At 74.6% G+C, this 13,948-nt stretch carries 18 protein-coding genes; 9 read left to right on the forward strand and 9 right to left on the reverse strand.

The genetic code is table 11. The annotated features are described in order from the left end of the window. The first annotated feature begins 457 nt into the window (after positions 1–457). The 5 genes from ABD993_RS31180 (at position 458) to ABD993_RS31200 (ending at position 3,516) form a co-directional block, all read left to right on the forward strand. Positions 458–844 carry an STAS domain-containing protein gene (locus tag ABD993_RS31180; RefSeq protein WP_345426386.1) on the forward strand — a complete coding sequence of 129 codons (387 nt, stop codon included), beginning with the start codon at positions 458–460 and terminating at the stop codon, positions 842–844. A gap of 136 nt (positions 845–980) precedes the next feature. Next, positions 981–1,193, forward strand: coding sequence for a hypothetical protein (locus tag ABD993_RS31185; protein WP_345426388.1), 213 nt, complete (start codon positions 981–983; stop codon positions 1,191–1,193). Beyond that, positions 1,186–1,803: a hypothetical protein gene (locus ABD993_RS31190; protein ID WP_345426389.1), complete on the forward strand. Its 618-nt coding sequence runs from the start codon at positions 1,186–1,188 to the stop codon at positions 1,801–1,803. Before ABD993_RS31185 ends, ABD993_RS31190 begins: the two co-directional genes overlap by 8 nt. Before the next feature lie 64 nt (positions 1,804–1,867). Beyond that, positions 1,868–2,866, forward strand: coding sequence for a ParA family protein (locus tag ABD993_RS31195; RefSeq protein WP_345426390.1), 999 nt, complete (start codon positions 1,868–1,870; stop codon positions 2,864–2,866). Next, complete coding sequence (locus tag ABD993_RS31200; RefSeq protein ID WP_345426391.1) at positions 2,863–3,516, forward strand: PadR family transcriptional regulator; 654 nt, start codon at positions 2,863–2,865, stop codon at positions 3,514–3,516. The genes ABD993_RS31195 and ABD993_RS31200 overlap by 4 nt, the downstream gene beginning before the upstream one ends. A gap of 65 nt (positions 3,517–3,581) precedes the next feature. Here ABD993_RS31200 and ABD993_RS31205 read toward each other — a convergent pair whose 3' ends face one another. Both ABD993_RS31205 and ABD993_RS31210 read right to left on the reverse strand, forming a co-directional pair. Beyond that, complete coding sequence (locus ABD993_RS31205; protein WP_345426392.1) at positions 3,582–3,893, reverse strand: hypothetical protein; 312 nt, start codon at positions 3,891–3,893, stop codon at positions 3,582–3,584. Between the two features lie 111 nt (positions 3,894–4,004). After that, complete coding sequence (locus ABD993_RS31210) at positions 4,005–4,940, reverse strand: ATP-grasp fold amidoligase family protein (RefSeq protein WP_345426394.1); 936 nt, start codon at positions 4,938–4,940, stop codon at positions 4,005–4,007. A 122-nt stretch (positions 4,941–5,062) separates the two neighbouring features. On the opposite strand from ABD993_RS31210, the gene ABD993_RS31215 reads away from it, so the two are divergent. Beyond that, positions 5,063–5,308, forward strand: a complete 246-nt coding sequence (locus tag ABD993_RS31215) for a hypothetical protein (RefSeq protein ID WP_345426396.1) — start codon at positions 5,063–5,065, stop codon at positions 5,306–5,308. An 81-nt stretch (positions 5,309–5,389) separates the two neighbouring features. Here the strand turns inward: ABD993_RS31215 and ABD993_RS31220 are convergent, their stop codons facing one another. Beyond that, on the reverse strand, positions 5,390–5,758 hold the full coding sequence (locus ABD993_RS31220; RefSeq protein ID WP_345426398.1) for a DUF1330 domain-containing protein: 369 nt from the start codon (positions 5,756–5,758) through the stop codon (positions 5,390–5,392). A gap of 166 nt (positions 5,759–5,924) precedes the next feature. Between ABD993_RS31220 and ABD993_RS31225 the strand changes: the two genes are divergently transcribed. Next, positions 5,925–7,262: a hypothetical protein gene (locus ABD993_RS31225; protein ID WP_345426400.1), complete on the forward strand. Its 1,338-nt coding sequence runs from the start codon at positions 5,925–5,927 to the stop codon at positions 7,260–7,262. Here ABD993_RS31225 and ABD993_RS31230 read toward each other — a convergent pair. Continuing rightward, positions 7,234–7,659, reverse strand: coding sequence for a hypothetical protein (locus tag ABD993_RS31230; protein ID WP_345426402.1), 426 nt, complete (start codon positions 7,657–7,659; stop codon positions 7,234–7,236). The two genes, ABD993_RS31225 and ABD993_RS31230, sit on opposite strands and share 29 nt — an antisense overlap. Before the next feature lie 11 nt (positions 7,660–7,670). Further along, the gene (locus ABD993_RS31235) at positions 7,671–8,858 is read right to left on the reverse strand and encodes a molybdopterin-dependent oxidoreductase (protein WP_345426404.1); all 1,188 of its coding nucleotides are present in this window, start codon (positions 8,856–8,858) and stop codon (positions 7,671–7,673) included. A 131-nt stretch (positions 8,859–8,989) separates the two neighbouring features. On the opposite strand from ABD993_RS31235, the gene ABD993_RS31240 reads away from it, so the two are divergent. After that, the gene (locus ABD993_RS31240) at positions 8,990–9,670 is read left to right on the forward strand and encodes a response regulator transcription factor (RefSeq protein ID WP_345426406.1); all 681 of its coding nucleotides are present in this window, start codon (positions 8,990–8,992) and stop codon (positions 9,668–9,670) included. Positions 9,671–9,673: 3 nt separating this feature from the next. Further along, on the forward strand, positions 9,674–10,717 hold the full coding sequence (locus ABD993_RS31245) for a sensor histidine kinase (protein WP_345426407.1): 1,044 nt from the start codon (positions 9,674–9,676) through the stop codon (positions 10,715–10,717). 75 nt (positions 10,718–10,792) lie between these two features. Here ABD993_RS31245 and ABD993_RS31250 read toward each other — a convergent pair whose 3' ends face one another. The 4 genes from ABD993_RS31250 to ABD993_RS31265 form a co-directional block, all read right to left on the reverse strand. Next, positions 10,793–11,449 carry a class I SAM-dependent methyltransferase gene (locus tag ABD993_RS31250; protein ID WP_345426408.1) on the reverse strand — a complete coding sequence of 219 codons (657 nt, stop codon included), beginning with the start codon at positions 11,447–11,449 and terminating at the stop codon, positions 10,793–10,795. Then, positions 11,446–12,123 carry a TIGR04282 family arsenosugar biosynthesis glycosyltransferase gene (locus tag ABD993_RS31255; RefSeq protein WP_345426409.1) on the reverse strand — a complete coding sequence of 226 codons (678 nt, stop codon included), beginning with the start codon at positions 12,121–12,123 and terminating at the stop codon, positions 11,446–11,448. Before ABD993_RS31255 ends, ABD993_RS31250 begins: the two co-directional genes overlap by 4 nt. After that, a complete protein-coding gene (locus ABD993_RS31260; RefSeq protein ID WP_345426410.1) occupies positions 12,120–12,767 on the reverse strand; it encodes a glycosyltransferase family 2 protein in 648 nt (215 codons plus the stop codon). The genes ABD993_RS31255 and ABD993_RS31260 overlap by 4 nt, the downstream gene beginning before the upstream one ends. 63 nt (positions 12,768–12,830) lie before the next feature. Next, entirely contained in the window at positions 12,831–13,880 is a 1,050-nt protein-coding gene (locus ABD993_RS31265) for an NAD-dependent epimerase/dehydratase family protein (protein ID WP_345426411.1), read from the reverse strand. Positions 13,881–13,948 lie beyond the last annotated feature (68 nt).

Genomic DNA, 13,948 nt, shown 5'->3' on the forward strand with positions numbered 1-13,948 from the left:
CTGACCATGCACCGATCATGGAGCTACACGCCGCCGATGTTTGGGAGACACGCTCTAGTCGGTATCGGGGGGAGATGCGCCCGGGTGACGCAGTGGAGGACGCGACCGGACCTGTCGACTCCGCCGGTCGGGGGTGCCTGCGTTCCCTCGCACCCACCGACCGGCCACGACGACGGCCGCGCCCCGACCTCTCCGGCGGCGCGGGCTGTAACGCCGGGCGTGGAGCCGTCGATAGACACGCCGCTGCGCCCCAGTCGGTGGCGAGGGTGACCGGAGAGCCCCTCAGGGCCGTCGGTCCGGACCGCGCCACGAGTCGTCGCCACCTCGGTGAGCGACCCCGGCGGCCCGAGTCCGCTCCGCAGGCGGCGCACCGACGGTCGGCGCTCCACGTCCCGGCCGCACTCCAGCGCACACCCCACGACGCACCGGTCCGCGCCGCGGACGAAGGGAGCTGCCCATGACCCGCCCCGAGAGACAGGGGCCCGCCGACGCCGAGCCCGCCGCCGATTTCGACGCAGATTTCGACGCCCTCGTCGAGCGACACCCGCACGCGACCGTCGTGCGCGTCCGCGGCGAGATCGACTCGCTCACCGTGGACCGCCTGAATGCGGCCGTGCGAGCAGCGCCCGCCGCGAGCCCGCTGGTCCTCGACCTCACGCGGGTCCGTTTCCTGGGCTCGGTCGGCATCGCCGCGTTGATCGTCGCGCGGAACCGCGCGCAGGACGCCGGGACCGAGACCCGGCTGGTGGTCGGCGGGAACAGGACCGTGCTGCGCCCGTTGGAGGCGTCGGGGCTCCGCACGGAGTTCTCGCTGTTCCCCGACGTCGAACTGGCCCTGGGATGACACCGGGGACGAGCCGGACGGCGGTACCTGCCGAGCGAATGGTCCAACCTGGCTCCGGAGGGTTTGCGTGCCGGGTCCGTGAGGGCATCCGCGTCCGACCAGCCGACCCGGCTGGACGCGGGCGACGATGCCGAGCGTGACGAAGAGGGAGACCATGGACGGACGGCCGCTCGGACGCGGGATCGCGGTCGGAGCCCCGGTGGGCGGAGCGGGCAGGCCGCCGGCCTCGGCGCGCCACCCCGCACCCGCCTGGCTGCCCGGCGTCGCGGCGACCACCGCCGCGGTCCTGGGCGCCGTCGCCGCCGCCCGCACGACGGGACGGCCCGAGGAGGAACGCGATCATGAATGACCGCACCACACCCACCGATCTGGCCGACATCACCGGCTACATCATGCTGGGCACCAAGAAGCTGACCCTGCACATCACCGTCGAGGAGACCGGCGAGGCCCACGTCGACGCGGGCGTGGAGGAGAGCGAAGACGTCGCCCAGGCGGACGAGGACGGCCCCCGTGACGAGGACGCCGACGCCGTGGAGGCCGACACCGACGTCGACGACGAGTCGGAGGAGGACGCCGACGAGGGTGACGAAACCGACGACGACTTCGACGACGACGGCGAGGACGACGGCGACGACGACCTCGAGGACGCTGAGGACGACCTCGACGACGAGCCCGACGAGGAGGAGGAGGAGCCGGAGGAGCTCGACGACGAGGACGAACCGGAGGAGCTCGAGGACGACGACGAGGACGAGGACGAGGAGCCGGAGGACGAGCCCGCCGGCCGGGCCGCGCCCCCCGAGGAGGACCTCGGCGACCTCCTCGAGAAGCGCTCCGCTCCGGCACGGACGGCCAGGCGACGCACGTCGACCACGCGCCGGGCGCCCGCCGCCGACTCTCCCGCACCCCCCGCCCGCCGTGGCGACGGCGGCAAGCGGCGCGGTCGCCGGACCACGACCTGACCGGCTGCGTGGGGAGGGTGTCGGTGGCGGCACGGCGGGTACCGAGTGAAGGAGCCCCGGTCGGGTGAGCGGACCCGCCCACCGCCGAGGAGCGGAGGTCATCGTGGCGAAACGCGCGAAGCCCGGAGCACGGGAGACTGCGCTGGACCGCGTCGTCGCCGTCGTGAACGACAAGGGCGGTGTCGGGAAGACCTCGCTCGCGGCGAACCTCGGCGGCCAGTTCGCCGGGGCGGGCTACCGATGTCTCCTCATCGATCTCAACCGTCAGGCGAACCTGGCCGACGATCTCGGCTACCGCGGACAGGACATCGACGACGAGGGTGCCGGACTGCTCGCCTCCATCCTCACCGGTGCCCCTCTGCGCCCGGCCCAGGACGTACGGCCCCAGCTCGACGTCGTCTGCGGCGGGTCCCGGCTGGAGGACCTGACCCCGGTCATGGTGTCGCGCCTGCAGCACCACGGCCGCGGGGCGTTCCGGGCCCTCGGTGACGTGCTGGCCCCGGTGGCCGGGGACTACGAGGTCATCTTCATCGACTGCCCGCCCGAGTCCACGATCCTCACCGACCTGGCCCTGGCCTCGGCGCGATGGGTCCTGATGCCGACCAAGTCCGACCTGGGCGGGCTGCTGGGCATGACCCTGGTCGCCGAGCGCTTCGCTCTCGCCCGCGAGATCAACCCCGGGCTGCGGCTCCTCGGCGTCGTGCTGTTCGCCACCGGCACCGGCGCTCGCGCGATCCAGGGCGAGGCCCTGGCCGCCATCGACGACGCCTTCGGCGGCACGTCACCCCGCTTCGAGACGACCATCCGGCACGCGGAGCGGACGGCCCAGGACGCCCGGCGGCTGGGCAAGCTCGCCCACGAGCTGGAGGTCGAGGCGGCCGCACAGCCGGCCTGGTGGGAGGAGCTGCGATCCGGGAGCCGGACGAAGCGGATCTCGGCGACGGCGGCCAGCGTCGCGGGTGACTACCGCGCGCTCGGCGTCGAGGTGCTCTCCGCGCTCCAGGCCGCGGAGAACGCCGAGAAGCCCCGTCGTCGCGCACGTCGACCACGGACGACACCGTGAACCGCCGCATCGGCGACCTGTCCGCGACGTTCGGGACGGCGGCGGCGGACCTGTCGCCCGCGACCCATCGCCGACGGAACGGGGCGGTGCCCCCTCCCCCGCCCCCCGACGTACCACCGGCAGGAACCGACCTCATGGACAACGACTCGCCCCCGCCGAAGAGGCGCGCCACCGAACGCCGACGGCCCGATCCCCCGACGAGGACCGGCACGACGGACGGCGGCGAGCCGACCCGGGAGCGCCGCCCGGCACCGGATGTCCGCCGCCGTCGCGCAAGCGCCGCCCGCGATGCCGACACCGGGCGGGAACGTTCCCCCCACCGCTCCGCGCCGCTGCGGGTCGCCGATCCCCGCCACCTCGATCTCCTCGTGCTGGCGGCCGTCGCACGGCGGCCGGTGCGGGGCCACGACCTCGGCGACATGCTGCGCAGACAGAGCGACGGCGCGTTCGCTCCGACCGTCCAGAGCATCTATCGGCGCCTGCGCCGTCTGACCGCCAACCGCCTGACGGCCTTCGACACCGCGAACCGCCGATACTCGATCACGCCCACCGGCGAGCGGGTCCTGGCGTCCTGGACCCGGCAGTGGGCCGACTACGCGCACGGGATCGACGAGGTCCTGGGCCGCGGAGGCGACGGCGACCCGCGGTAGGCGCCGACTCGATCTCCGAGGGCGAGGAGGCGGCTCACCGCCGCCGTCTCCGCGTACCCCGCGCCTCAGCGGTCCTCGGGAGCCGGTTGCTCCGGGGCCACGTCGTCGTCGGCGACCGTGTCGCCCGCCGCCTGAGCCTCGGAGTCGACGTAGACGACTCCGTGGGAGTGGGCCACCGTACCCGCGTCACGGTGCGGGACGCCGCCGTCGATCGCGTCCTCCGACACGTAGGCGGCGTCCTTCTCGCGAGGCTTCCAGTGCGTGCCGTCGTCCGCCACCAGAGGCGCGGGGAGCTCGACACGCTGGGCATCGGTGGCGCCGGGTGTCGGGGAGTGCGGATCTCCGCCCCCCTTGGGGTCGAGCTCCGATTCGCGCACAGCGTGCCTCCTGGTCCCTCGACGTCCGGCCCCGTCGTCCGGCGTCGACGTGGTACCCCGACCGCCCCCGACCGAACCTCTCCGGCGGGGGTGCACCCGGGGCGTCGTGGATCACCGGTAGCGCCGCGGCACGGTCCACGGGCGGCCGAACTCCTCGTCGAAGGACGAGGGATCGAAGGGGCTGTCGCCCCCGGCGGGAAAGCTGGTCAGCTCACCGAAGACCACCCTCCCGTCGACGTCGTAGAGATCGACGCGCACGAAGTCGGTGTCGGCGCCGAGCCGCTCGGCCACCTCGATCATCTCGGTCAGGCACGCGGGCTTCGCCGGTGCGGGCTCCGCCCAGGCCGGTCCCCCGCGCAGCGGCAGGTGCTGCCAGTCGGGCCGGAAGAAGTCCCGGGTCCGCCGACCGAAGCGTCCGTCGTCGACCTGCACGAAGGCGCACCGGCCGTGGAAGACGAAGAACTTGTAGTCGCGCGGGAGCGCACCGTCCACGCCGACGAGCAGTTCCTCGACGAGGATCCGGCGCGGCATCCGCCCGTACACCCACTCGTGGTTGGGCCCCCGGCCGTAGAGCTGGGCCGTCCAGCCCCGCGCGATGCGCACGACCTCGTCCGGCGGGGCGAACTCCGGACGGACGTGCCGGTACACCCAGCTGCCCGGTTCCGTCGGCAGGCGGGCGTCGGCGGGTGCACGATCGGAGACGACGATCGCGGTCCCGCTGCCGTGCGTCGGCTTCACCACGTACGCCTCGGGCAGCACCACGTCGTACAGAGCCGCGGGATCGTCGACGATCGCGTACACGTGCGGCAGGTAGCGCTCCCCGACCACCGCGGCCACATGGCCCCGCACCGCCGCCTTGTCGGCCCAGGTCACGACGAGCTCGCGATGGTCGCGCAGCATCTTGAAGCGGACCTTCTCCCGGAACGTGCGCGGGTTGCGGGTGCGCCAGAGCCGGGCCGCCCGCACGAGCCGGCTCCGCTCCCGCCACCGAACGCCCGTCTCGCCGTCGGAGGGTCGACCGGAGGAGCGCCGCGGAACCGGGATCACGCGGTCACGCTACGGCCGGCGAACGGCGCCGCCACCTCCGGCCGCGGTGTCAGGGCGGACGACCAGGCGTAGTGGTCTCGCGGCGGGGGTAGCCCGGGGGACGCGATCGACGAGGAGGCGCGATGTCCGCCGAGACCGAGCACGACGCAGCCGCGAGCAGGCCCCACCCCCGCGAGATGATGATCCGGTTCCTGCTGGACAAGGTCCGAGCCGATCCCTACCCGAGTGGGCGGCAGCTCGACATGATCGAGGAGTCCCTCACCCCGGACCTCGTGCCCGAGTACGTGGAGGTGCTCATCGAGAAGTCACGGGAGAGCGAGTTCCCGAGCAACGACCTCCTCGCCCGCCTGCAGCGGATGGCGGGCTGAGCAGATCGCGTCAGGCTCACCGCCGCGGCACGCGCACGGCCCGGCGGTAGGCGGGATGGCCGGGCCGGGGGCGGGGTGCGGTCACTCCGCGGCGACCTCGCTGGTCGGCTGCAGGACGGCCTCGACCAGCGCCTCGGACCGAAGGTGTGTGCCCTTCTGGTACTCGGGGTCACGGACCATCTCGGAGAAGGCGCGCCTGCTCGGGTAGCGGACGAGCAGCACGGCGTCCCAGTCCTGACCCGACTCGGCCACCACGGGGGCGTGGCCGTAGCCGTAGTAGACGACCTCCGCGCCGTACGGGACCGAGGTGCGGCGGAAGTGGGCGATGTACTCGTCGTAGCGCGCCCGTCCCCCGCCGCCGAAGCGCAGCAGGTTGAGCATCGTGACCGGCTCGTCGACGTCCTGTGCGAGGAAGGCCTTCAAGTCCGCACCGGTGGGGTCGATCGCCATCGATGCAGTCTGCACCGCCGCCTCGACACTGTCAGCCCCACCGAGGGTCGCGGCCGGAGAACGCGACGACGCGGTCCAGCGCAGGCGCCGCGTCCGCGACTTCACGGCCCTCTTCGGCGAGCCGCCCACGCACTACGCCCTGCGCCACCCGCGATAGCGTGCCGCCATGACCGAGCTCCGCGACCCTCGGGACGAGCGGCGCGGCGTACGGGCCGACCTCTCCGTCGTCGCCGTCGTGGTGGCCCTGGTCGCGGCCGCGGTGGTCGTCGGCCGCAGCCTGCTCGCCGACGGTGTCGAGATCTTCCTGGGTTGGCCGCCCCTGCTGGCCGAGTGGCTGCCGCACGTCGGGCCGGGGACGCCGGCCGCGATCCTCGTGGCCGGTGCGACGGTGGTGTGGGGGCCCGGGCTCGCGGCTCGGCTGCCCTGGGCTCCCCTGCTGTGGACGGCGTGGGCCGCCGCGTCCGCCTGGACCGTGTCCCTCGCCCTCGTCGACGGCTGGCAGCGCGGCGTGGTCGAGCGGCTGACCAGCGGCGAGGAGTACCTGGCCGACGTCCCTCGGGTCGCCGAGCTCGGTGGGATCGGCCCGATGCTGCGGGTGTTCTCCGACCACATCCTCACCACCGCCGTCGACCCGACGCAGACGTGGTTCTGGACCACCCACGTCGGCGGGCATCCGGCGGGGGCGTTCCTGCTGTTCACGGTGCTGGACCGGATCGGGCTGGGCTCGGGTGGGGCGGCGGGCGTCGTCGTCATGCTGGTCGGGTCGTCCGCTGTGGTGGCCGTGGCGGTGACGCTGCGGGAGCTCGGCCACGAGGACCTGGCCCGCCGGGTCCTGCCGTTCTCGGTGGTGTTCCCGGGTGCCGTGTGGGTCGGGGTGTCGGCGGACGGCCTGTTCGCGGGGTGGCTGGCCTGGGGTGTCGCGCTGCTGGCCGTCGCGGCCGTGCGGCGGAACGCCTTCGTGGCGGTCGGCAGCGGCCTGCTGCTCGGGTACACCCTGTATCTGTCCTACGGCCTGGTCCTGGGCGGCCTGCTCCCGCTCGCCGTGCTGGTGGCCACCCGGCGGTGGCGGATCCTGATACCGACCGTCGTCGGGGTCCTCGTCGTGGTCGGCGCGTTCGCCGCGGCCGGCTTCTGGTGGTTCGACGGGTTCGCCGACCTCCGGGTGATCTACGCGGCCAGCGCTGCGGCCACCCGGCCGTACTCCTACTTCGTGTGGGCGGACCTCGCCGCACTCGCCTTCGCCTCGGGCCCGGCCGGGGTGGCGGCGCTGCGGCGCACGCCGACCCTCCCGCGCGCCGCGCTGCTGCTGGTCGGGGCCGCGGTGGCCGCGATCCTGTTGGCCGACCTGTCCGGGATGTCGAAGGCGGAGGTGGAGCGGATCTGGCTGCCGTTCGCCGTGTGGGCGACGGTCGCCTGTGGGGCGCTGCCGCATCCGAGGCGGTGGCTCGTCGCGCAGGCCGTGCTGGCGCTCGCGGTCAACCACCTGCTGCTGACCGTCTGGTGACCCGGACGACCCAGACCAGCGCGGAGACCCCGGCCATCGCCGCGCAGAGCCCCAGCCACCGCGCCAGGTACGGCTCCTGGTCGAGGCCGGTCGCGCCGCGGGCCACGGGCCCGCCCTGCCGGATGATCCCGGGCAGGTACACCAGGAAGGTCAGCGCGCTGCCCATCAGCGGCAGTCGGACGTGGTTGACCACCGGGACCCGGGTCGTCGGCAGCAGGGTCAGGGCCCGGTCGGCCGCGGCGTAGAGCGGGAACAGCACGAGGTCGTGGAGGAGCAGTGCCCCGGCGAACCAGGTCAGCATGCCGAGGATGGACGGGTGCAGCGTCGGGTCGCGCAGGATGACCGTCGACGCGTAGGCCCCGAGCGCCAGGCAGGCGACCACGCCGACGGCCCTCATGCCCCGGCCTCTCATGGCGCGAACCCGATCGCCGCGACCCACTTCGTGCAGTGCACCCCGGGCAACGCGGGGACGATGATCCTGGCCGGGAAGCCGTGGTCGCGGGACAGATCGGCCCCGTTGACCTGCAGCGCGAGCAGCGAGTCCGGGTGGAGGACCTGAGCACCCGTCAACACGGCGCGGGCGAACGGCCCCTCCTCCACCGACCGGACGTCCGCGCCGGTGGGCTGCGCGACGCCGGCGAGCGTGGCCAGGTCGCGCAGCCGCACGCCGGCCCAGGTCTGCTGGGTCGACCAGCCCTCCACACAGGAGATCGGCAGGTCGGCGGTGTGCTGAGGCAGCGCCGCGAGCTCGGCGCGGGTCAGCCGCACCCCGCCGAGGTCCAGGCGCCAGTCCGCGCCGATCGCCTGCTCCGAGACGCCGGACGCGGCGAACGTCCGGTTGACCGGGAAGTCCCCCGGCGCGGTCCTGCCGCGCGGGAGCAGCAGGGCGGTCGGCCGCAGCGCGTCGACGGTCTGTCCGACCGTGAGGCCCGCGAGCAGGACCACCCCGCCCCCGACCACGGCCAGCGCGCCGCGGCGGCTCATCGTCGGCGGGTCCGGCTCGGGCGCGACGAGCTCGTCCGGCGGCTCGGAGCCGGTCTCGGCGAGCGGGGTGCGCAGCTCCTCCCGGAACGACCGCGACCGCAGGCTGCGGACCATCGTCGGCAGCTTCAGCGCCACGTGGAGCACGAACCCGGCGATGAAGACCCACGCGCCGACGTAGTGCGCGGCGTAGAAGCTGAACCCGAACACGTAGTCGTACTGGATGTTCAGCAGCCCGGTGACGATCTCGAACAGGATCCCGCCGACCAGCATGATCAGGCTGAGGCGCTCCAACGCCTTCAGCGGGTGGCGCGGCAGGGCGGTGAACAACTTCGGGATCACCGACCACAGCTTCGCGAGCACCACCGGGACCAGCACGATCCCGAGCCCGACGTGCAGGCCCTGGGTGAGCCGGAACAGCCACGCGGGGCGGGTGGGCCAGTCGAAGGCGGGCAGCTGCAGGAACCCGACGTCCGCCGGGATGGGCTGCGCCCCGTAGGCGACCCGGTCCAGCAGACCGGTCACGATCACCACGGGCAGGGCGCACAGCAGCACCAGGCCGAACACCGAGGTCAGCCAGGGGCCGCGGATCGGGCTGCGCCATCGAATCCTCACGGTCGCCGACGATAGGCCGCCGCGGGGGCCGGAACGGGCGATCCGGCCGGGCTGTAAGGGTCCTGTGAGCCCGCCTTACCGGACGATGACGGATCCCGCCGGAGACCCGCCACAGCGCTAGCGTGGCGGGCGTGTGCGCACACGTCCTGGTGGTCGACGACGACGAGACCGTCCGCGACGTCGTCGGCCGCTACCTGGGCGCCGCCGGTCACGAGGTCGAGCTGGTCGGCGACGGTCCCGGCGCGCTGCGGGCGGCCCGCACCACCCCGCCGGACGTGCTCGTCCTGGACCTGATGCTCCCCGGCCTGAGCGGCCTGGAGGTCTGCCGGGCGCTGCGCGCGGAGGGCGACCTCCCGATCGTCATGCTCACGGCGCTCGGCGAGGAGGACGACCGGCTCCTCGGCCTCGAGCTGGGTGCGGACGACTACGTCACCAAGCCCTTCAGCCCGCGCGAGCTCGTGCTGCGCATCGGCTCGATCCTGCGGCGTGCCGGCACCCCCGCCAACTCCCCGGTGCTCGTCGACGGCGCCCTGCGGGTCGATCCGGCGGCCCGCGAGGCCACCCTGGGCGGCACGGCCTTGGCGCTCACCACCCGGGAGTTCGACCTGCTCGCGTTCCTGCTCGCCCACCCCGGGCAGGCGTTCACCCGGGAGGAGCTGCTCTCCCGGGTGTGGGGCTGGGAGTTCGGGGACCGCTCCACGGTCACGGTCCACGTCCGCAGGCTGCGGGAGAAGGTCGAGGCGGACCCGACGGCACCCCGCCGGATCGCGACCATCTGGGGCACCGGCTACCGCTACGACCGGAAGGCCTGACCCGTGCCCGCCGAGCTGCTGCAGGCGGCGCCCCTGGCGTTGCTGTTCGCGCTGCCGGTGGCGGTGGTCGGGGGCCTGCTGCTGCACCTCATGCGCCGCCGCTCGATGACCGCCGCGATGGTCACCCTCGCGCTCGTGCCCCTCGCCGCCGCACTCGGTGGCGTCGTCGGGGTGAGCGGGTTGATGTACACCCCGCAGCTGGTCGGGACGATCGCGGTGTGCGCGGTCGTCGGGCTCGCGACGGTCCCGGTGGCCTGGTGGTTGGGCAGCAGGTTCGCCCGCGACGCGCTCTGGCAGCGGGAGGCCGACGCGGCCGAGCTGGAGGCGGTGCGCCACGCCGAGGCCGCCCGCCGCGAGCTCGTCGCCTGGATGAGCCACGACCTGCGGAGCCCGCTGGCGGGCATCCGCGGGATGACCGACGCGCTGGCCGACGGCATCGTCACCGGCCCCGAGGCCGCCGAGTACCTCGCCCGCATCCGCCGCGAGTCCGACCGGATGGCCGAGATGGTCGAGGACCTCTTCCAGCTCTCCCGCGCCACCTCGGCCGGGCTGGACCTGACACTGGTCCCGTTGGCGCTGGGCGAGGTGGTGTCCGACGCCGTCGCCGCCGAGTGCACGACCGCGGCCGCCGCGGGCGTCGCGGTCGTCGCGGATCATCCGGAAGGCTGGCCGGTCGTGTCCGGCAGCGACTCCGAGCTGACCCGCGCCGTGCGCAACCTGCTGACCAACGCCGTCCGGCACACCCCCGCCGGCGGCCGGATCGAGCTCGCCGCAGGCCTGCGTGGCGGGCGGGCGTGGCTGCGGATCCAGGACGGCTGCGGGGGCATCCCCGAGGCGGACCTGGATCGGGTCTTCGCGGTGGGTTTTCGCGGTGAGCGGGCCCGCACCCCCGGTCCGGGGCCCGGTGCCGGCCTCGGCCTGGCGATCGCCCGAGCCTTCGTCGAGGCGCACGGCGGGGGGATCACGGTGCGCAACCACGGCCCGGGCTGTGTCTTCGAGATCGAGCTGCCGCACGTCGCCCCGGTCCGCCGCGTCGCCCCGGCCTGAGGACTCGGGCCCCGGAGCGGAGCACGATCGCCCGTCCGGCGAGTCCGACCCGGTCGACCGCCACCACCGCGCCGCTCATCCCCGCTGCAGCTCCACGAACGAGCGCCCGCCCGGTGGGGAGGCCGCGACGACGCGCAGCCCCGAGGCGGCGGCGGGACGGCGCAGGGCGGCGGCGCCCACGCACGCCCACGCGACCTCGACCGCCGCGGACCCCGGACGGCGGTGGGGGTGTCGCAGTCGCGGCGGGTCACCGTCGTCGCAGGTCCGGGCGGTCCCACGCCACCACTCGTCCGGATCGGGGCCGGTCTCCACGATCACACTCCCTCCGGGCCGCAGCAGCCCGGCCGCGCGGGTGAGCAGGCGGGCCGGGTCACCCCCGATCCCGATGTTGCCGTCGGCGAGCAGCACGTGCGCCCAGCTCCCCTCCCCCGGCAGCCGGGCGAAGACGTCCCGCCGGACCATCGGGGCGCCGCGGCCGCGGCACAGGACCCGCGCGGCCGCGGAGGTGTCCACCCCGAGGGCGACCACCCCGCGCGCGGTCAGTGCCGCGACCAGCCGTCCCGGTCCACACCCGAGGTCCACGGTCGGGCCGGTGCAGCGGTCGAGAACCCAGCCGTCGTCCGGGTCCGCACCGGCGCGCCACCGGACCGGGTCCCAGGTCAGGACCACACCGTCGTCGCGGACCAACCGGGTGCCCCGACCGGTCAGCACCGCGTCGAACGCGGCCGTCACCGCGCGACTCGCTGGAACCCGGGGACCCGGTCGACGGCCTCGGCGAACCGCGATCCCGGCACGGCCGCCGCGACGACGAGGGCGTCCTCGGCGGTGTCCACATCGGTCAGCTCGGGCAGGAGTACCACCCGCAGACCGGCCGCCCGCAGTGCCGCCAGGGTGTTCTCCCCCGTGTCCTCGCGCGACATCGGCACCCCGGCGACGGGGCCCGCGGCGGCGGGGTCGCGCAGCCCCAGTGCCCACCACCCGCCGTCCGGGGCGAGGCCGAGGACGGCGTCGGCGTGCTCCAGCGCGGCGACCCCCTCGGCCAGCAGCGCCGGTCGCACCTGCGGGGTGTCCATGCCGATCAGCAGGCCCGGGTCCCCGGGGAAGCGGGCCGCCGCGTCGGCGAGCGCGGCCACGATCCGGGGCCCGAGCCCCTCGCCTCGCTGCAGCGTTCGGTGGGTCCGCCCGAGTGCCGCCTCGACCTCGCACGCCCGGGCGGCGTCGATCAGTCGGCCGGTGAACGCCACCAGGGTGCGGGTGTCCGGCACCGCGGCGGCCGCGTCCAGGGTGTCGAGCAGCGAGGCCGCGGCCACGTCGGCGGACTCCTCCGGGGTGGCGGGCGGGCAGAGCCGGGTCTTGGCCCGGCCGGGCACCGGAGCCTTGGCCAGGACGATCACGGTTCCCGTCACCGCAGCAACCCCGCCATGTCCCGCACCGCCCGCGCCGTGCCGGTGACCGACCCGGACACCTTGGACCGCCCGCCGCCGCGCCGGGAGTACCGCACCGGGTGCTCCTCGATCCGCCAGCCCGCGGTGCCCGCCCGCAGCAGCAGCTCGAGGGGGTAGCCGAAGGCGCGGTCGGTGATCCCGAGCCCGAGCAGAGCCTCCCGGCGGGCGACCCGGATCGGCGCGATGTCGTGCACCGGAACCCCGCGGCGGCGCAGCTCGCCGGCGATCAGCGCGTTGCCCATCCGGGCGTGCCAGGGCCAGCTGCCCGGATCCGGCACCCGTCGGCCGACGGCGAGGTCCGCGCGGCCGGAGTCGACGGCGTCGGCCAGCTCGGGGAGCAGGTCCGCGTCGAGGGAGCCGTCGCCGTCGAGGAACGCGACGAGCTCCTCCCGGGCGTTCTCCAGTCCGGTGTGGACGGCCGCGCCGTAGCCGCGGCGGGGTTCGACCACCACGCGGGCGCCGTGGGCCTCGGCGACGGCGGCGGTGTCGTCGACGGATCCGTTGTCGACGACCAGCACGGGCCACCCGGTGGGCAACGCGGCCAGGACCCCGGGCAGCGCCTCGGCCTCGTCGAGGCACGGCAGGACGATCTCAGGACGGTGCACACCCTGATCTTCGGTGCCGCGGGCCCGGTCGGATCGGTCTCGGGTGCTTACCGATCGGTGACGTCAGGTGGTCGTGGGCGCACGCAGGGGGTCCGTGGCGAATGCCCGCACCCCGTCGGCGAAGGCCACCTGCGCTCGGAACCCGAGCCGTTCCCGGGCCAGCGCCGGGTCGGCCACGACGTGTCGCACGTCCCCCGCCCGGGCCCCGCCGACGATCTCCGGATCCGGCCCCGCCATCGCCCGGGCCAGCTCCACCGCCAGGTCGCCGACGGTGTGCGGCTCGCCCGAGCACACGTTCACAGCCTCGAACCCCTCGACCGGTGTGGTCAACGCGGCGAGGTTCGCCGCTGCGACGTCCGTGACGTGTACGAAGTCCCGCCGCTGCCGCCCGTCCTCCATCACCCGCGGGGCCCGTCCGCGCTCCAGCGCCGACCGGAAGATCGACGCCACGCCCGCGTACGGGGTGCCGAACGGCATCCGCGGGCCGTAGACGTTGTGGTAGCGCAGCGACCACACCGACCCCCCGGTCTGCCGCGCCCACGCACTCGCCAGATGCTCCTGGGCCAGCTTCGTCGCCGCATACGTGCTGCGGGGGTCGAGCGGGGCGTCCTCGCGCACCAGCCCAGGGACGAGCTCGCGGCCGCACCGCGGGCACCGCGGCTCGAAGATCCCCGCCTCGATGTCCGCGACCGCACGCGGCCCGGGCCGGACGACGCCGTGCTCCGCACAGACGTAACGGCCCTCGCCGTAGACGACCATCGACCCCGCCAGCACCAGCCGATCCACCCCGGCCCGGTACATCTCCGCCACCAGCACAGCGGTGCCGAGGTCGTTCTGCGCGGCGTACTCCGGCGCGTCGAACGGATCCACACCGTGGCCGACCATCGCCGCCTGGTGACACACCGCGTCGACCCCGGCGAGCAGCGGCGCCAGCACCTCGGGATCACCGACCGACCCCCGGACGAACTCGCCCGAGACCCACTCCGGGACCTCCGCACCGTGGGCCTGGGGCAGCAACGCGTCGAGCACCACCGGCTCATGCCCCTGTGCCACAAGGAGATCGACGATATGAGACCCGATGAACCCGGCTCCCCCGGTGACCAGTACTCGCATCGCCGGAGCCTACTGACCGCACGCGCCCGCGACCTGGACTCCCCACCACGCCGACCAGCGCCCGTCGA

It is taken from the genome of Pseudonocardia xishanensis (assembly GCF_039541715.1).
Lineage (GTDB): Bacteria > Actinomycetota > Actinomycetes > Mycobacteriales > Pseudonocardiaceae > Pseudonocardia > Pseudonocardia xishanensis.